This window comes from Pseudomonas kairouanensis (genome assembly GCF_004682055.1).
Taxonomy (GTDB): Bacteria; Pseudomonadota; Gammaproteobacteria; order Pseudomonadales; family Pseudomonadaceae; genus Aquipseudomonas; species Aquipseudomonas kairouanensis.
In genome coordinates this window covers 1-17,372 of the sequence record NZ_QUZU01000076.1, presented here as the reverse complement: position 1 = coordinate 17,372, position 17,372 = coordinate 1, and the positions used below count along the sequence as shown (strand labels likewise).

The 17,372-nt window shown below is 58.6% G+C and carries 19 protein-coding genes and 1 pseudogene; 13 read left to right on the top strand and 7 right to left on the bottom strand.

Features of this window, described 5'->3' with window-relative positions:
* The 4 genes and pseudogenes from DYL59_RS30385 to DYL59_RS30370 all read left to right on the top strand — a co-directional run.
* Positions 1-358, top strand: a 358-nt coding sequence (locus tag DYL59_RS30385) for a ribonucleotide-diphosphate reductase subunit beta (protein WP_193557534.1), incomplete at its 5' end; no start/stop codon positions are given.
* Between the two features lie 47 nt (positions 359-405).
* A pseudogene (locus DYL59_RS30380) lies at positions 406-594 on the top strand (HNH endonuclease); the annotation flags it as partial.
* Between the two features lie 73 nt (positions 595-667).
* The gene (locus tag DYL59_RS30375; protein ID WP_135292480.1) at positions 668-1,315 is read left to right on the top strand and encodes an HAD-IB family hydrolase; all 648 of its coding nucleotides are present in this window, start codon (positions 668-670) and stop codon (positions 1,313-1,315) included.
* A gap of 140 nt (positions 1,316-1,455) precedes the next feature.
* Positions 1,456-2,412 carry a hypothetical protein gene (locus DYL59_RS30370; RefSeq protein WP_135292479.1) on the top strand — a complete coding sequence of 319 codons (957 nt, stop codon included), beginning with the start codon at positions 1,456-1,458 and terminating at the stop codon, positions 2,410-2,412.
* On the opposite strand, the gene DYL59_RS30365 is transcribed toward DYL59_RS30370, so the two are convergent.
* The gene (locus DYL59_RS30365) at positions 2,409-3,074 is read right to left on the bottom strand and encodes a DUF6933 domain-containing protein (RefSeq protein WP_135292478.1); all 666 of its coding nucleotides are present in this window, start codon (positions 3,072-3,074) and stop codon (positions 2,409-2,411) included. The genes DYL59_RS30370 and DYL59_RS30365 overlap by 4 nt on opposite strands.
* A 142-nt stretch (positions 3,075-3,216) precedes the next feature.
* Here DYL59_RS30365 and DYL59_RS30360 point away from each other — a divergent pair, with 142 nt between their 5' ends.
* Positions 3,217-3,576, top strand: a complete 360-nt coding sequence (locus DYL59_RS30360; protein ID WP_135292477.1) for a helix-turn-helix domain-containing protein — start codon at positions 3,217-3,219, stop codon at positions 3,574-3,576.
* Between the two features lie 170 nt (positions 3,577-3,746).
* On the opposite strand, the gene DYL59_RS30355 is transcribed toward DYL59_RS30360, so the two are convergent.
* The 3 genes from DYL59_RS30355 to DYL59_RS30345 all read right to left on the bottom strand — a co-directional run bounded on the left by DYL59_RS30355 (position 3,747) and on the right by DYL59_RS30345 (position 7,310).
* Complete coding sequence (locus tag DYL59_RS30355) at positions 3,747-5,177, bottom strand: amidase family protein (protein WP_135292482.1); 1,431 nt, start codon at positions 5,175-5,177, stop codon at positions 3,747-3,749.
* A 225-nt stretch (positions 5,178-5,402) separates the two neighbouring features.
* A complete protein-coding gene (locus DYL59_RS30350; protein WP_167496742.1) occupies positions 5,403-5,924 on the bottom strand; it encodes a hypothetical protein in 522 nt (173 codons plus the stop codon).
* Positions 5,925-6,251: 327 nt separating this feature from the next.
* Positions 6,252-7,310 (bottom strand): MBL fold metallo-hydrolase, encoded by a 1,059-nt coding sequence (locus DYL59_RS30345; RefSeq protein ID WP_135292475.1) that lies wholly within the window; start codon positions 7,308-7,310, stop codon positions 6,252-6,254.
* Between the two features lie 117 nt (positions 7,311-7,427).
* On the opposite strand from DYL59_RS30345, the gene DYL59_RS30340 reads away from it, so the two are divergent.
* The 3 genes from DYL59_RS30340 (at position 7,428) to DYL59_RS30330 (ending at position 9,918) form a co-directional block, all read left to right on the top strand.
* Complete coding sequence (locus DYL59_RS30340) at positions 7,428-8,054, top strand: TetR/AcrR family transcriptional regulator (RefSeq protein WP_135292474.1); 627 nt, start codon at positions 7,428-7,430, stop codon at positions 8,052-8,054.
* Between the two features lie 187 nt (positions 8,055-8,241).
* Positions 8,242-9,300, top strand: coding sequence for a diguanylate cyclase (locus DYL59_RS30335; RefSeq protein ID WP_135292473.1), 1,059 nt, complete (start codon positions 8,242-8,244; stop codon positions 9,298-9,300).
* 99 nt (positions 9,301-9,399) lie between these two features.
* Positions 9,400-9,918, top strand: a complete 519-nt coding sequence (locus tag DYL59_RS30330) for a DUF1003 domain-containing protein (RefSeq protein ID WP_135292472.1) — start codon at positions 9,400-9,402, stop codon at positions 9,916-9,918.
* A 26-nt stretch (positions 9,919-9,944) separates the two neighbouring features.
* On the opposite strand, the gene DYL59_RS30325 is transcribed toward DYL59_RS30330, so the two are convergent.
* Positions 9,945-10,799 (bottom strand): LysR family transcriptional regulator, encoded by an 855-nt coding sequence (locus DYL59_RS30325; protein ID WP_135292481.1) that lies wholly within the window; start codon positions 10,797-10,799, stop codon positions 9,945-9,947.
* Between the two features lie 107 nt (positions 10,800-10,906).
* On the opposite strand from DYL59_RS30325, the gene DYL59_RS30320 reads away from it, so the two are divergent.
* Complete coding sequence (locus DYL59_RS30320; RefSeq protein ID WP_135292471.1) at positions 10,907-11,608, top strand: CTP synthase C-terminal region-related (seleno)protein; 702 nt, start codon at positions 10,907-10,909, stop codon at positions 11,606-11,608.
* Positions 11,605-11,925, top strand: coding sequence for an antibiotic biosynthesis monooxygenase family protein (locus DYL59_RS30315; protein ID WP_135292470.1), 321 nt, complete (start codon positions 11,605-11,607; stop codon positions 11,923-11,925). Before DYL59_RS30320 ends, DYL59_RS30315 begins: the two co-directional genes overlap by 4 nt.
* Before the next feature lie 134 nt (positions 11,926-12,059).
* Here DYL59_RS30315 and DYL59_RS30310 read toward each other — a convergent pair whose 3' ends face one another.
* Positions 12,060-12,383 (bottom strand): DUF2025 family protein, encoded by a 324-nt coding sequence (locus DYL59_RS30310; RefSeq protein WP_135292469.1) that lies wholly within the window; start codon positions 12,381-12,383, stop codon positions 12,060-12,062.
* Between the two features lie 232 nt (positions 12,384-12,615).
* Here DYL59_RS30310 and DYL59_RS30305 point away from each other — a divergent pair, with 232 nt between their 5' ends.
* Entirely contained in the window at positions 12,616-13,767 is a 1,152-nt protein-coding gene (locus DYL59_RS30305; RefSeq protein WP_135292468.1) for a glycerophosphodiester phosphodiesterase family protein, read from the top strand.
* Positions 13,768-13,931: 164 nt separating this feature from the next.
* Positions 13,932-14,237: a PepSY domain-containing protein gene (locus DYL59_RS30300; RefSeq protein ID WP_135292467.1), complete on the top strand. Its 306-nt coding sequence runs from the start codon at positions 13,932-13,934 to the stop codon at positions 14,235-14,237.
* A 158-nt stretch (positions 14,238-14,395) separates the two neighbouring features.
* Here DYL59_RS30300 and DYL59_RS30295 read toward each other — a convergent pair whose 3' ends face one another.
* A complete protein-coding gene (locus tag DYL59_RS30295; protein WP_135292466.1) occupies positions 14,396-16,024 on the bottom strand; it encodes a methyl-accepting chemotaxis protein in 1,629 nt (542 codons plus the stop codon).
* Positions 16,025-16,265: 241 nt separating this feature from the next.
* On the opposite strand from DYL59_RS30295, the gene DYL59_RS30290 reads away from it, so the two are divergent.
* Positions 16,266-17,285, top strand: a complete 1,020-nt coding sequence (locus tag DYL59_RS30290) for a transporter (RefSeq protein ID WP_135292465.1) — start codon at positions 16,266-16,268, stop codon at positions 17,283-17,285.
* Positions 17,286-17,372 lie beyond the last annotated feature (87 nt).

Sequence of the window (17,372 nt, the reverse complement as noted above, 5' to 3'; positions counted from 1 at the left end):
CCTGAACTTCGGTATCGACGTGATCAACCAGATCAAAATCGAAAACCCGCACCTGTGGGATGCCGAGATGAAGGAAGAAGCGACCCAGATGATCCTGCAAGGGACTCAGCTGGAGATCGAATACGCACGCGATACCATGCCGCGCGGCGTGCTGGGCATGAACGCGGCGATGATGGAGGACTACCTCAAGTTCATCGCCAACCGTCGTCTGTCGCAGATTGGCTTGAAGGAAGAGTACCCAGGCACGACCAACCCGTTCCCGTGGATGAGCGAGATCATGGACTTGAAGAAAGAGAAGAACTTCTTTGAGACCCGTGTGATCGAGTACCAGACCGGTGGTGCGCTGAGCTGGGATTGATTCCTGCGCCGAGCAACATCAAGAAGCCCTGACCTGTTCGGGGCTTTTTTATGGGCGAAGGTTTGCCATGTCTTGAAGTACATCACGTCAAGCACCTCGCCCAGAAGGGTTCGGATCGCACCAGCAATGCTGTAGCCTTGTGCCCCAATTGCCATCAGCGTTGTCACCGATCATCTGATCGGGACACTTTCAGCCAAGGGCTTTATGCAAAAGTCCAAAGATTGGCACGGGAGTAAGCTCCTGCTGTCACAACCTGACACACGCTCAAAAAATATTAGAAAGGACCGAGGCACACCCGTGAATCCAGACATGCTCGAAGCCGGCCCCGCAGACGCCAAAGTACTCTCCGTCTTTGACTTCGACGGCACCCTGACCCACCACGACAGTTTCGTCCCCTTCCTCAAGTTCGCCTTCGGTCCCGGCGAGTTCTATGGCCGGATGGTGAAACTGGCGATTCCGGGGCTACGGTTTTTGTTGCGCCAGATCAGCCGGGATGAGTTGAAGGCGCAGTTGATCCGCACCTTTATGACTGGGGTGGAGAAGACTTGGGTGCAACAGAAGGCTGAGGAGTACTGCCAGAAGAATTGGGCGCGGTTGATGCGCCCGGCTGGGGTACTGTCGGTAGAACAGGAGTTGGGCTCCGGAGCGGAGGTGACGCTGTGTTCGGCATCGCCTGCATTGGTGTTGCAACCGTTTGCAGATCGGCTGGGGATCAAGTTGATCGGCACCGAGCTTGAGGTGGTCGACGGGGTGTTGACCGGTAAGCTCACCGGGAATAACTGCCGGTGTGAGAACAAGGTGCTCAGGCTGGAGGCGGTGTATGGGGACCTGGGGGAGTATCGGCTGCGGGCCTGGGGCGATACCCGTGGGGATCGGGAGTTGTTGGCGGCGGCGCAGGATGCGCATTTTCGGCATTTTCATGCGAAGAAGAAAAAACGGGCTCGGTTGCAGCGGTGATGCGGGTGGGTGGGGTTGACTAGGAAACCGAGTCGATCCCTTCGCAGCCTCGCTAAAGTTCGACAGCGACTACATTCTGATCTCCGTGATAGCCGATATCTGGGTAATATCCACTCACTCCACTCACGGACCAGAGCCCCATGAAATTCGACACGGCCTATTGCCTGAGTCTCGATGAAAAACTGTCGATCTACGACGTAAGAGACCTGAATTTCGACGAAACCGCTGTGTTCGATTCCGACAAAGACAGCTTTCTCTGCCCTAACGATGAATGCCGTGCCGCGTTCGATTCCAGCAATGCGCTAAGCACCTTCAACGCCAAGAACGTCCATTACCAGCGCACGCCGCACTTCAAGAACAAGACCAGCACCCGGCATATCGACGGCTGCCGTTACGCCAGTACGCACAAAGCGGCGAGCGGTGAAAGTGAAGACGAACGCGAGGAACATTTCCCATCGGAATTTGTGCTCACCCGCCGTCAGTACGAGCGCAAAACACCCGTTATTGGCAGTGCAGCAAACACCCCACAAGAGCCAACGCAAGCGACTTCAAGCAGCGCTCCCCGCGCCCATGTCGCCAGCGACTCCACCCCAGATAAAACCAGCGTGTTCGCCCACCCGGTGGAATGCTACGTGTCCAACATCGACGATAAGGACAAGCTCAAGTCCATGCCGTTGAAGATCGGCGATCACACCGCCACCTACTGGACTTTTTTCAAAAAGATCGAATACCTGCAAGACAACAAGGGCCTGATCTACTGGGGCAAGATCAAGGCGATCAAGGACTACACCAACAGCTTTCGCATCGACTTCGAAAAGAAGGTGTGGCTCGACAAGAAGCCCTATTCGGTCAACGTCTACCTGAGCAAAAAACTCGTCGACAACTACCGCAAGCGCATGGCATTCCTGGAGCAGATCAAGGCGGCGCTAGAAAGCGAACGTCCATTGTATTGCTTCTTCTACGGAGTAACGCCGCAGCTCAAACAAGTGCCGAGCAAGAAAAACCCCGAACAGACATTCGGGGTATTCAGCGCCAATATCGAGAACCTGGATCACCTGATTATTCGAGAGGCGCTGCCGGGTGCCGGCAATGTTTAAGGTGTAGGCAGTGATCTAACGTGTTTAAGATACTTTTCTCGCGCCTCTTTGACCGTGGAGGCGTCCACGCCGCCTAGGGTCACCAAAAAGTGAACCAGCATTTCCTTATCGGGGAACCCATACCCCTCGATCCCTGGAATGCTACGAGGTGTGCCATTAATGCCCGCGTCATAGCGCTGGGCACTCCAAGGTCGCGTCACGAAGTCAAAATCCTCGGCGTTCCATTTGAAATTTCTCAGGATTTCATTGAGTTGCGTCTGGCTGCTGCGGTGTGTGCGTTGGACCAGGCGATAGGATTCAAGCGAGTCATCCAATAGCCGCTTGCACCCTTCTGGGTCGAGCTTATCGAGCATCTCGCACCTCATTGCCAAATTCGCCACGCCTTCTTCCCAACGACTCGCAAACGCGTGGATAAATGCGGCGCTGTCGGCTTTTTTCATGTCAAAAAACAGCATGCAATAGCGCGTTTTCAAATGAATCACCAACAGCACATGCTTACGCTGCACTGTCGCCGCGTGCACCAGCCACTGGTCCGAATCGCTTTGCAATGCCGGGTCTTGTGTTTCGACGACCGCAGGCTTCTCAACGGAGGTGATTTTCTTGCCTTTGTGGGTGCGACTGAAAAAGTCGCACGCGGCTTGAGAGCAGTTGAAGGTCAGCAATTTGCGCTCCTGCGCCAATGAATAGGCTCAATAGATTGCGAGAGGGTGAGCATAAACCAAAAGGCAGTTGATGAGCGGTCAAAACAACTGTACAAAAACACAGTATAGTTTGCCCTACCCCGTCAAACCCTGGAGAAACCCCATGTCCTCCCTGGCAAAGAGCTCTTTTGTAGAACAGCAGATCGTCCTGCATCAATTCACCGCCAAACACAGCGTACAAGCCCGTGCGATGCTGGGCTGGAGCCGGGAAGACCTGGCCCGCCAGGCCGGCATAGCGGTGGAGGCGGTACAACGTTTCGAAACCCACGCCGAAGTGTCGGATGAAACCCGCCTGACCCTGGCGTTTCGCCTGGAGGCGGAAGGACTGGTGTTTTTTCCAGGGTTTGCACCCGGCTGGGGAATGAGTGTTCGCCGGTTTGACACAGCCTCCACAGAGCCCGCTGAGCAAAGCATCATCGCGCGCTTGCTTGGCTCGACAGCACCTCAACCCAATGGCGCTTAGTGCGCAGCGCAATCACCGTGGTCTTGAAATAGACGGCTTCAGGCGTTCGACCAAGGCCGTGGCCTCCCTCCATGGCCTTGGGTGTAAACCGCGCCGTACTTTATGACCCAAACATAGGAAACAGCCACGGCAGCAGAGCGTTGAGTACGGTCAGTCGTTTTTTCTGTCACTTAGACCGCTTCGTTTGCGCTCACAGCCTCTGGCGAGCGTGGAGTGCCAGGCAGGAAGGCAGGTTCCCTGATTGCGTGTGATGCCTGCTCATAACCGTAGGCAATCGACAGCAACGTGGCCTCGCTGTTACCCGTACCGTAGAGGTGAAGCGCGGTAGGCATGCCTTCATCATCCATGCCGGACGGTATGGATATGCCCGGGTAGCCCGCTGCGGCGCTAAAGAAGTAGCTGTTGGACAGAAAGTTCGACAGCATCGCATCAAGCTTATTTGCCTTGAGTGGCCCGTCGATGGTTGCCTGGAAGATCGGCACAATCTCTTCCCACAGTTTTTCGCGCTGCTCCTTGGACACGTCCAAGCCATTGATCATTTCCAGCAGTGCCTGGTCAGGATCTCCAGGTTGTTGATTGCGCTTGTTGAACTCAATCAGTTCCGACAGAGACTTGACTGGCAAACCATCCCGGCCGGCAAGGTAGCCTTCAAGCTGCTGTTTGACGTCGGCTAACAAGGCATCGTTGTAATGTTTATAGGTTTGCTCTGGGACATCGTCATCCAGTCGGTCTATGGGAACCAGAATGGCACCGTTGTCTTTCAAGACTTTGAGCGCCTGCTCAAAGTGTTTTCTGTCGGCAACGATTGCCGGGTTTCCGGCCTCGTCTGCAGACAACTTAGGCAAAGGCGTATAGCCGATTCGCTTGCCCTTCAACGCATCGGCACGCAAACCATCGTCGTACGCGTGGGTTTCGGTCATGGCGTTGAGTGCCTCGGCCGCATCACAGATATTTCGCGTAAAGGTGCCGACCGTATCCAGTCGAGAACTGGTCATGACGCCTTCGTTACTGATGAGACCCGCCGTGGTTTTCAAACCGAAAACACCGTTGAACGCTGCCGGGGCAATAATCGAGCCGTTGGTTTCAACCCCCAGGGCCAGCGGCACATGCCCTTGGGCCACCGCCACGGCAGAACCTGAACTCGACCCTGCTACCTGCCCCCCCAACCGATGCGGATTGAGCGTTTGACCACCGCGCGAACTCCACCCATCGACTGGAGATTCAGAACGGAAGTTGGACAACTCACTCATGTTGGTTTTACCCACAATCACCGCACCGGCCTTCAACAAGTTGTCGACGACCTTGGCATTTTTGGCCGCTGGAGCCCCAACCAATGCCTTCGAACCTGCGCTTGTCTGCATGCGGTCATTGGTTTCGAACACATCCTTCAGCGCTACCGGAACCCCATGCAAATAACCTCGCGAATGTCCCTTGGCACGCTCCAGATCGCGAGCCTTGGCTTCTTTTCGGGCATCGGGGTTGGTTTCCACAAAAGCGTTACCGCCTTGTAGCCCTTTATCAATATTGGCGATTTGCTTCAACGAGTCCTTTACAAGGGACTCTGAAGTCACCCCACCTTGCCTGGCCATTTCGCCAGTCATCTGGCTGGCACTCTTGAAGCCTTGCACTGGGTTGGAAAGTGTCTGAAGCAGGTCCGTTGCCCACCCCATGGACGAAATTGGTCCAATCATGAAATGCCCCTCTACTTGACTGAATGTAAGAGTTATCAACCGATAACCCGCCGCCAGTCTAAAAAGGCATCCTCGCATCGCCGTTGAGGCGAATCCTGCCGCCCAGTCCGATCACTCTCTCTATGACGTGGGCATCTAGCCCGCCTGTTGTAGTAGCTGGCGGTAAATATGCACCAGCGCCATCAAACGATCACCTGCCCAACGGGCACCATAAAACCAAAGCAGCGATCCATCCGTCAGTGACTCACACACGCCTGGAGAGCCACTTGTGCAAGCAGCATGAAACGCAGTGCTGTTGCTTTCGGACACAACGGCGTCCAGGCAATGCTCGCTGACGCACGCCTCGATTTCATTTCGAGCCTGCAAGGTGAAGTGACTGGCGTCGTCGCCCCGGCAAGCGTCCACCGGGACCAGCAAAGCCCCTGCCGAGCGCAGAAGGTTCAAGGCCTGGAGAAACGCCGCACTGTGGCAAAGCACCTCAGGGGCTTCAACACCGACAGAACGATGGGCAAACCCTATGCGCCAACCCGCCAACAGGTGAAGGGCGGCCAGGGTGCTGTTGTTTGATACAAGGGGGACTTCCACCATCACGGGCCCCGAAGGGTCGCTACCACTCAAGGCATTGAGTGACAGCGCCGGGTCCCGCACGGTTTTCATCAGCGGTCCAGGCACATCTTGCCTGGGAAGGGAGATACCCGACGGCGAATGCTCAGAGGCGGGGGGCGCACTGTCGAACGCAACCCCACGCTTGCCAGGAGGCTCACCCATGGCGCCAGCAGGCGCCGCAGGCAACATACAGTCTGAGGACAACGATGAGGGATGCCCTGTGGGGCAAGGCACACTTGGGCGCCAATACTTACTGCACTTTTCGTCCATCCTGCGTGACTCCCGAGACATAGAATTCGCAGGATCATCGCACCGTCAACAGGCACTGTCGCAAGGTGGAAACACCTTGAAAATTCCTTTTTCAAGCACAGCGACTTCTCAGCTCACCGCACGGTCTTCAACACCTTGAGTCTCCACCTCCAACCACCACGCGGACCCACGCTCAGGTTGGTTCAAGCTGAACGCCTGCCCCATCGGCGGCGTGGTAATCGACACGTTCTGCTCCCACGCCAGGGCCATGATGCGATCAAAGGGTTCGTGCCAGGCATGGAACGCCAGGTCGAAAGTGCCGTTGTGAATCGGCAGCAGCCACCGGCCCTTGAGGTCTATATGTGCCTGCAAGGTTTGCTCCGGCTGCATGTGCACATGGGGCCAGTCGACGTTGTAAGCCCCGGTTTCCATCAATGTCAGGTCAAACGGGCCGTACTGTTCACCGATGCGTTTGAAGCCATCGAAGTAACCGGTGTCGCCGCTGAAAAAAATCCGCCGTGGGCCATCGATCATCACCCAGGAACACCACAGGGTCTGGTTGGCATCAAACAGACCCCGCCCGGAAAAATGTTGTGCGGGCGTGGCGACAAAGCGAATGCCGTCCACCTCGGTGCCTTGCCACCAATCCAACTGCCGCACTTTGCTGGCATCCACGCCCCACTTCACCAGAATGTCGCCCACACCCAGCGGCGCCAGGAAGTATTGGGTTTTTTCGGCCAATTGGACGACAGCCTTGTGGTCAAGATGATCGTAGTGATTGTGGGAAAGAATCACCGCTTCCAATGGCGGCAGTTCTTCAAGGCTGATGGGCGGCTGATGGAAACGCTTGGGGCCGGCCCAACTGAACGGGGAGGCGCGCTCGGCGAACACCGGGTCTGTGACCCAGAACTTGCCACGCATTTTCAGCAGTACGGTGGAATGCCCCAGGCGGAACACACTGTGATCGGGTGCCGCGAGCAATTGCGCGCGGGTCAACGGCTGTACCGGGATCTGCCCCACTGGCCGCGTAGTGCGCGGTTTGTTGAACAGCATGTTCCAGAAGATGCGCAAGGTTTTGCCAAAACCACCGTGCTGCACAGGGGCATCATTACTGAAGTGCCCTTGCTCCTGCTCGGCAGGCTTGAGGGCGGCAGGCGCGGGGTCGAGACGGGATGAAATCGTGGCCATTACCAGGTAACTCCTACAGACCGCTCATAAATTACACTGCACAGTGTAGTTTCTAGATTGCAACAAAAGCCGTAACAAGTAAACTACCCAGTGTAATTCTCTCAAGAGCCGATCCCCATGACTGCCCCTCTACGCCTCACCGACCGCAAGCGCGAAGCCATCGTGGCTGGCGCCATCGCCGAGTTTCGCGATAACGGGTTCGAGGTCACCAGTATGGACAAGATCGCCGCCACCGCCGGGGTTTCCAAGCGCACGGTGTACAACCACTTCCCCAGCAAGGAAGAACTCTTCGCCGAGATTCTCCATCAACTCTGGGCCAGCAGTGCGGCGCAGTTGGATGTGAGCTATAGCGGAGAGCACCCATTGCGCGAACAACTGCGCGGCTTGCTGCAAGCCAAGATGAAGATGATGTCGGACGCCAACTTCCTCGACCTGGCCCGAGTGGCTATTGCCGCCACCATTCATTCACCCGAACGCGCCCAAGACATGGTTACCCGCCTGAGTCTGCGCGAAGAAGGCTTTACCCAGTGGGTACGCGCCGCCCAGGAAGACGGCCGTCTCAGTTGCAGCGACCCGGCATTTGCCGCGCACCAGATCCAGGGCATGCTCAAAGCCTTCGCCTTCTGGCCCCAGATCACCCTCGGCCAACCCATCCTGGATCCGGCCCAACAAGCCAGCGTGATCGAGTCAGCCATCGACCTGTTCCTGGCCGGCTATGAGGTCACGCCCGCTCCGGTGCAGTAAAAACGGTTGCAGGGACGACATTCCGGGTCGCTTTTGACGCATTCGCCCTCTGTTTTGCAGAAATGGCCTGGAAGGACACTGATTATTCCCACGGGAATAACTGACAATATTCACGGGTATTATCCGATCAACGGTTACCTCGCGAACGTGTGTCGTCGTATCTGCAAAAGAGTTGACCCAGGAATCTATGGAAAACAGACAAGGCAAAGGGCTTTCGTTTGCCAGGCGCATCTACCGGCCAAGGATCATCGGCACAGCCATGTGCTGCATCAGTGTGATCGCCGCCCTGTATCCGTTGGCAAAGCCTGGATGGATCTGGTCATTACTGCTGGTCAACGGTTTTGTCTGGCCGCACCTGGCGTATTTGCTGGCGAGCCGCTCCAAATTCCCCTACGACGCCGAACAGCGCAACCTGCTGTGGGATGCACTGTTCAGTGGGTTCTGGGCCGCAACCTTGCAGTTCACCCCGCTGACGACCGTGACCCTGCTGTCGATGGTCGCCATGAATAACGTCGCCGCCGGCGGCAAGCGCCTGCTTATCCGTGGTGCACTGGCGCAAGTGGCTGGCGTGGGCGTGGCGGGCTTGCTGTTCGGTATCCACTTCAACCCGTCCGTCAGCCTGGTGCAGGTGTATGCCTGCCTGCCGATGTTAACCCTCTACCCTATGGCCATTGGCATGGTCTGCTACAAATTGGCGATCAAACTGTCGGAACACAAACGCGCCCTCAGCGCCCTGAGCCGCATCGACAGCCTGACCGGCCTGCTCAACCACGGCTCGTGGAAAGACCTGCTGCAACTCAAGTTCCACAAATGCCAGCAGCAACAAGGCCACGCCACCATCGCGCTGATCGACATCGACCACTTCAAACAGATCAATGACTCCCACGGCCACATCGTCGGCGACGCCGTGCTGCGACAACTGAGTGTGGAATTGCGGCGAGCCCTGCGGGAAAACGACCTGGCCGGACGTTACGGCGGCGACGAGTTCTGCGTGATTCTTCCGCAAATGCCCCTGGCGCAGGCCGCGTTGGCCATGGAGCGCGTGCGTGAAACCTTCAGCAACTACCGCAACCCGCAGATCCCTCAATTGCGCGTCAGCCTGAGCATCGGCCTTGCGCAGTTCCAGCAGTCCTACACCGATGCCGCCATGTGGCTGAATGCGGCAGACCGGGCGCTGTATGTGGCCAAGGACACCGGGCGCAACCGGGTCAACATCAGTGACGACGTGATCGCCCAGACGGCCTGAAGAACGAGCGCGGCGACAGCTGACCGGTTCTTCATGTGCTCGGCGAGGGGCTCGGTCTATAGTGCGTGACTGTGTTCAAGCCAAAGATCCGAGCCCGCCATGACCCCAGATAAACCTGAAACCGCCCCCGTCGACCACCTGCGTTTCCACCGCGGCCACGCCCACCTTGCGCCGACTTTCGGCAACGACACGTTCGCCCTCAAGGCCGAGGCCTTCGCCCGGTTCTTCGGTACCCCCACCTTTCTTGGCGCGCAAACCGCCATCGTGGTGCTGTGGGTGGTGCTGAACATGACCGGTATCACGCACTTCGACGTGTACCCGTTCATCCTGCTCAACCTGGCGTTCAGCCTGCAATCGGCCTATGCCGCGCCGTTGATCCTGCTGGCCCAAACCCGCCAGGCCGCGCGCGATAAAGCCCAGTCCGACGCCGACGCGCAGCACCGTGAAGCCTTGGCAATAGCCAACACCGAGCGCCAGGCCCAGGCCGCGCAAACCACCAAGCAGTTGCTGGAATTGCTGGAGCAGAACACCCGGCTGACGGAAATGACCAAGCAGTTGACCGAACATATCGAAAGCCTGACCTGCGAGATGCATGAGCATTTTGTGCGCAAAACCTGAGGCCCCACATTTGACCCGCGTCGTGCTTACGATCTCATCTGCACATGCCGCCCCAACTCATCAAACAGCGTCACTACCGAACGCAACGCCCGACAATCCGGACGTGTTAGCAACCACAACGCCGTATCGTGCCCGGCCAGCGCCGGGCCCAGTGGTTGCAAACCGCCGTCCAGGAGAAAATCCGGCAACGCCGCCACACCCATGCCCGCCCGCACCAATTCGCTGACCGACAACATGCTGTTGCAGCGATAACTGGGGCGCACGCCCGGTAGATGTTCACGGCGCCAGGCGACAGTGGGGTGATCGGGCATGAAATCGTCCGGGGCGATCCACGCAAGTTCGGCTAACTCGCGCCCCTGATGCTGCCGGGCGTATGTGGGGCTTGCGCACACTTGGTAGGCCACAGTGCCCAGGCAACGCCCTACCAGGTGCTCCGGCGGCGTGCGGGTCAGGCGCAAGGCGATATCCGCGTCACGGCGGCTGAGGTTGGCAAAATCATTCGAGGTGCTCAACTCCAGGACCAGCGCCGGATACGTGGGCATGAACTGCGCCAAGGCGGGCAGCAGCAAGCCTTGCAACACCGAGTCGGTACAGGTCAGGCGGACCGTGCCGCTGATCACCTCACCGCCCTGCTCCACGCCAATGCGCGCAGCTTCCAGGGCCTGTTCTGCACGTTCGGCCTGCTGCGCCAGGTCCTTGGCCAGACCGGTGGGCAGGTAGCCGGCGCGGCTTTTATCGAACAACGTCTGGCCCAGCGCGGCCTCCAAACGCCGCACGGCCCGAAACACCGTGGACACATCCACCCGCAACAACGCGGCCGCCCGTGCCAGCGTGCCACCGCGCACCAGGGCAAGGATCAACGAGAGGTCGGGGTAATCCATTTGATAGTGCGTCACTGCATTGAACCTATGGGTAAATGCCAATATTGATTGCGCAGACGCCAATCTATAGTGCGACCCAGGACACCACAAGCCATGGGCTACACACGATGAAAACCACCCCACTGCACCTCGCCCTGATCGGCGATTACAACCCTGAAGTCATTGCCCACCAGGCCATCCCCCTGGCGCTGCAACAGGCCGCCGATATGCTGAACCTGACCGTTCATGTGCAATGGCTCGACACGGACGCCCTGCCTGAATCGCTCCACGGCTTCGACGGTTTCTGGTGCGTGCCCGCCAGCCCCTACCGCGACAGCGACGGCGCCCTGCGGGCGATTCGCTTTGCCCGCGAACACAAGCGGCCATTCCTTGGCACCTGCGGGGGTTTCCAACACGCCGTACTGGAATATGCCCGCAACGTGCTGGGCTGGGCCGATGCCGAACATGGCGAATTGGCACCCAACGCCAAGCGTGCCGTGATCACACCGTTGAACTGTGCCCTGGTGGAGGCAACCGAAAATGTACGTTTGGTGCCTTACACCCGCGCCGCCGAAGCGTACGGCGGCTTGGATCTCAATGAAGGCTACCGCTGCCGCTACGGCATAAACCCTGAGTGCCTGAATGCACTGCTGCAAGGCGATTTGATTGCCAGCGGTCACGATTGCACAGGCGACGTACGCGCCGTGGAGTTGCTGAACCATCCGTTCTTCGTCGCCACGCTGTTCCAACCCGAACGCGCTGCGCTCAAGGGCATCACCCCACCACTGGCGATAGCCCTGCTCAAGGCCTGCCAGACGGTGTCGGCATGATCGCCCGCACACCGGCCCCGCCCTATTACGCGGTGATATTCACCTCGCTGCGTACCGAGGGGGATCATGGCTACGGCGAGGCCGCCGGCCGCATGCTGGCGCTGGCCCATGCGCAGCCGGGGTTTCTCGGCGTGGAATCGGCGCGGGAGGATGGCGTGGGGATTACCGTGTCGTACTGGGAAAGCGAAGCGGCGATTCTGGCGTGGAAGCAGCATGCCGAGCACCGGGCGGTACGCCAGCAAGGGCGCGGCACCTGGTACTCAGCGTTTCAAACACGGGTGTGCAAAGTCGAACGAACCTACTTCTTCCAAAGTTGACATGCATACCCCTGTGGGAGCGGGCTTGCTCGCGAAAGCGGTGGGTCAGTCACCAGACTCATACCTGACACACCGCTTTCGCGAGCAAGCCCGCTCCACAGGTTGGTCTTCACATGACCGGAAAAAAGTGTCGGTCAGCTGACCAGGCTACGCAACGCACTGATCTGTGGAATCTCCACCCGCCGCATATACACCCGCAGCGGCTCAGTGATGTTAATGCGGTCATCGATGTTCTGGTCCATCAGCAACTGGATGCGCTCGCGGGACAGGGTCATGGTGTCGTCAGCGGCCGGCAGCCAGACAAACTCAGCAGTGGGGATGATGCCGTCATCGGCCACGTCCATGCCAAAAGAGTCTTCGCTGAAACGTACGATGTAGTGGCCGGTCTTGCGGTTCAGGCCGACAAAACCATGGAGTTGGTCGGCGGCCTGGCAGATAAGTTCGGACGTGATGCGCATGGTAAACCTCACTGAAAAGTCCCACAGGGACTGGAAAGATGGTTTACACGCGTGGCAGAAAGTACTGTCCTCTGGCGGGACAGCTTCCGGCAAGAGTACTGCAATGCCGGGCAAAAATACCGAGAAAATCGGTGCGTGCGCACGTTAATGTCGGTTTGGTGATAGCGCCTTTCGCAATCAATTGTTAAAAAGGAGGCCTTCTCAAAGTCACCTCCACGAAAGGACTTCGCATATGCCTGCCACGTTTACCAACGGCCCGGTGCCCACCACGCTAAAGAGCGCCCTGCTGCTCGCCCTGGCACTGGGCCTTGGCCAGGCACAGGCTGCAGGCCCCATCAGCCCGGCTGAATTGGCAACCAACGAAGGCATTCCGTATCCGGCAGTCATCGCCCACCGTGGCGCTTCCTACGACGCCCCCGAGTCCACCGCCGCCGCTTACAAGGTTGCTCGCGACCTGGGCGCCGACTATCTGGAAATGGACCTGCAACGCAGTAAGGACGGCGTGCTGTTCGCCCTGCACGACAACAACCTGCAACGCACCACCGACGTAGCCACCAAGTTCCCCGAGCGCAAAGACGCCCCAGCCAACGAATTTACCTGGAAAGAACTGCAAACCCTCGACGCCGGCAGTTGGTTCAACGCAGCCTACCCCGACCGCGCTCGCCCTGGTTTCGTCGGCCTGAAAATCCAGAGCCTGGACGACATCATCAAGATCGCCGAAGGCAACCCGCAGCACAAACCCGGCCTGTACATCGAGACCAAGGAACCCAAGCAATTCCCCGGCATCGAAGCCGACCTCAAGAACAAGCTGCTGGACAAAGGCTGGCTGAGCTCCGCTGGCTCAAAACTGGGCAAGAGCAACACCGGTGTCGGCCAGGGCCGTGGCCGCGTGGTGCTGCAGACCTTCGAAAAATCCAGCCTGGTCGAGCTGCAAAAAGAGATGCCCAACACGCCGAAAATCCTGCTGCTGTGGGTGGGTGAAGGCAGCATCGAACCGAAGAACAAGCAGACATTTACCGAGTCTGGCGAAACCACCAAGGCCGCGTACTACGCCAAGCAAGAACCCAAAGACGCCGCCGAGTTTGAAAAATGGGTCGACGACGCCAAGAGCCTCGGCGCCATCGGTACCGGTCCGTCGGCCGAGCTGACTAACCACGGCGACCAGAGCTACACCGACCTGGTCAAGCCGGAAATGAACAAGCTGACCCACGACAAGGGCTTGCTGGTTCACGTCTACACCGTGGACGAGCCGGTGGACTTCCAGAAAGTGATGAGCGCTGGCGTCGATGGCATCTTCACCAACCGCGCCGCCGAACTGTTGAAGTTCTACAAGCGCTGGCCGTCGTCCAGCGTGCAAGACCTGCTGAACGACTATAAATACTGATCATCGGCGAGCAGGGCCGCACCGCGTGCTAACTCAAAGCGGTGCGGTGGAGTGGCGGGCGGATTGAACAAACGGTGCAACTGCTTGAAATAATTAAGGGTGAATTAAGTTGTGCTGGCTAACCTGAGGCCACTTAAACAGCTCACCAGACAAGGACACACACCATGAAAACCCTGACCGCTTTGTTCGCTGCCACCGCCCTGACCCTCACCGCCGGCCTGGCCCAGGCGGATGTTCGTCCTGATCAGATCCAGAGCCTGCTCAAGTCCGGTGCCGTGAAGCCCTTTGAACAGCTCAATGCCGACGCCTTGGCCAAACATGCCGGCGCGACCATCACCGACACCGAGTTGGAAGACAAAGCCGGTCGCCTGGTGTACGAAGTCGAAATGCGCGATACCAGCAACGTGAAATGGGATGTGAAGCTCGACGCCAAGACCGGCGAAGTGCTGGAAAACAAGCAGGACACCTGAGTTTCTTAAAAACACTAGAGGTCAAAATGTGGGAGGGGCGGTGCGACGATTCGACTTGCTCCCGATGGCAGAGTTTCAGTCAACAGATACAGTGACTGACGCACCGCCATCGGGAGCAAGCCCCCTCCCACATTGGCTATGCCACATTTTAAATAGGATCAGGCACCAAGCCGCGCCGTCACCTCATTCAACTCCCCCGACAACCCCCGCAAATTCTGGCTAGCCGCTTCGGTGCGCTGCACGTTGTCCATATTGGCCGTGGCCACCGTGGTGATCTGCGTAATGTTGCGCGAAATATCCTCGGCCACCGACGTCTGCTCCTCCGCCGCCGTGGCGATCTGACGGTTCATGTCGCGGATCGCCTCCACCGCTTGGGTGATGTGCGCCAGCATGGCGCCGGCCTGGGCGACCTTCTCCACACTTTCATCACTGCTGGACTGGCCGCTGACAATCGCCTGGGCCGCATCCACCGCGCCGGTTTGCACCGCGTGGATAATCTGATTGATCTCAATGATCGACGCCGCCGTGCGTTGCGCCAGCGAGCGCACTTCATCGGCCACCACCGCAAAACCGCGCCCTGCTTCACCGGCGCGCGCCGCTTCAATTGCCGCGTTGAGCGCCAGCAGGTTGGTTTGCTCGGCGATGCCGCGAATCACTTCAAGCACCTTGCCGATGCGCACGCTGTCGGTTTCCAGCTGACGGATGATGGTGCCGGTGTTGAGGATTTCGTTGCGCATCTGGCCGATGGTGGCGATGGTGACTTTCATCACTTCACCGCCCTCGCGGGCCGAATGATCCGCCTCATCGGCCGCCCGTGAAGCGCTGGCCGCGTGGCGGGCGACTTCCTGGGCGGTGGCCGACATTTCGGTCATGGCCGTGGCCACCTGGTCGGTGCGGTTGAATTGCTCGTGGGTGCCGGCGCTCATCTGCCCGGCAATCGAATTCAACTCGCCGCTGGCACTGACCAGGTCGGTGGCGCTGCGCTGCAAGCGGCTGAAGGTTTCGGCGAGGAAGTCGCGCAAGGTGTTGGCCGCAGCGGCCAAGTGCCCCAGCTCATCCTGACGCCGGCTGGCCACACGTTCGGCGAAGCGGCCATGGCTCAGTTGGGTCACGTAGTCGATCAGGCCACGGATCGGCAGGATCAGGTTGCGGTTGATCAACCAGAGGCTGAACAGCCCGATCAGCGCACCGGACAGCAGCATGATCCCCAGGCCCACCAGTACGGTGCGCTCGGCATAGGCGCTGATGGCCTTGGATTGCTGGCTGCCTTGCTCGCGAAGGTCGCTGACCAGGGCGCTCATCTGCTCGCTGGCGGCACGGTCTACGCCTTTGACGGCCACGTCGCCGGCCGTCGCATCAGCACCCGCCGCGACGTAAGCATCACGGCCCTTCTGGTAAGCCACGCCGAGTTGCTGGTGTTCCTGGCGCAGGGTTTCGATGCGTCGGCTCAGGCTCGGGTCGCGGCTGGTCTGGGTGACCAGGCGGGTGAGGATGCCTTGCACATCGCGCTGGCGGTCCTGGAACTGGCCCCAATATTTCTCCATGTCCTGGGGCTGCTTGCCACGCAACAGCACGTTCTTCCATTCCTGCACCTGCACCTTGAATTGCAGGTTGGCCTCGTCGATCAGTTGGGAGGTGAGCAAAGGGCCGTCAATCAAACTGCGATAACTCTGTACCCCGTTGGACAAGAAGTTGAAACACGCCAAGGCGATCAACAGCATCGCCAACAGGCTGCCACCGAGCAGCGACAGGATTTGTGCTCTCAGGGAGGTACGCAAAACATTCATCGGGGAAACGCCTCGATACAGGGAATTAGTGCATGCACGCCATAACGTCCCTGTTATCAAACGACTCTTGTCGCTTGAATCGGCCGTTTTAGAGCCTTCTTGAACGGATCCTGACAAATGGTCAAATAAATGTCATTTCAATAAAGCAAAGCCAAAACTGTCACAAAAATGTCATTTCACCCTGCAATGATTCGCCACGCGACCTGTGAAATGTCCTACAGGCCCTTTCTTGAGAGCCTCCATGAACCACAGCATTGATCACAGCCACCAGGACCCTGATCTGTTTGGCTTGCTCTACGGTTTTCGTTTTCGCCCCGGTGAAAAAGGCGAGCAGATTGATTCGGCCACTGCCCTCAAGGCCTTGCAGCAACCGGACGACCCGGAAGAATTCTTGTGGCTGCACCTGAACCTGGCCCATGCCGCGTGCGAGCGCTGGATGCAGTCACACCTGGACTTGCCCGAAGAGTTTTTCGAGGCGCTGCACGAGGGCTCGCGCTCCACCCGTATCGAGCATGTCGACTCGGCCTTGCTGGCGGTGGTCAACGACGTGGTGTTCAACTTCAGCAGCATGGTCTCTTCGGACATTTCCACGTTGTGGGTGTGTGCCCGCAGCCGCTTGCTGATCAGTGCGCGCCTGCAACCGCTGCACTCGGTGGACAAGTTGCGCTCCTCGGTGAAGGCCGGCGAACACTTTCGCTCGCCGCTGGAACTGTTGGTGCACCTGCTGCGCGACCAGGGTGAAGTACTGACCCAGATCGTGCGCAAGACCAGCATCAGCGTCGACCATATCGAAGACCAGTTGCTGTCCTCGCGCCTGTCCACCAACCGTGCCGAACTGGGCGCTGCCCGTCGCGTGCTGGTGCGCTTGCAACGCCTGCTGGCGCTGGAGCCGGGCTCGCTGCTGCGCCTGCTCAACCGCCCGCCGCAATGGCTGCAAAAGGAGGATGTGAAGGAATTGCGCAAATCCACCGAGGAGTTTGCGCTGATCATCAACGACCTCACGGCCCTGGGTGAACGCATCAAGCTGTTGCAGGAAGAGATCGCCGCCAACCTCAACGAGCAAAGTAACCGCACGCTGTTTACCCTCACGGTGGTGACGGTGTTGGCGTTGCCGATCAACATCATTGCCGGTTTTTTTGGCATGAACGTGGGGGGCGTGCCGCTTTCTACGGACCCTGAAGGGTTTTGGATTCTGGTGGCGCTCGTCGCGACATTCACGCTGATCGCCGGACGTTGGGCGTTTCGCAAATTCGCGCCCTGAAATGCAATCACCCTGTGGGAGCGGGCTTGCTCGCGAATGCGCCGTGTCAGGCACCAGATATCGCGACTGACACTCTGCATTCGCGAG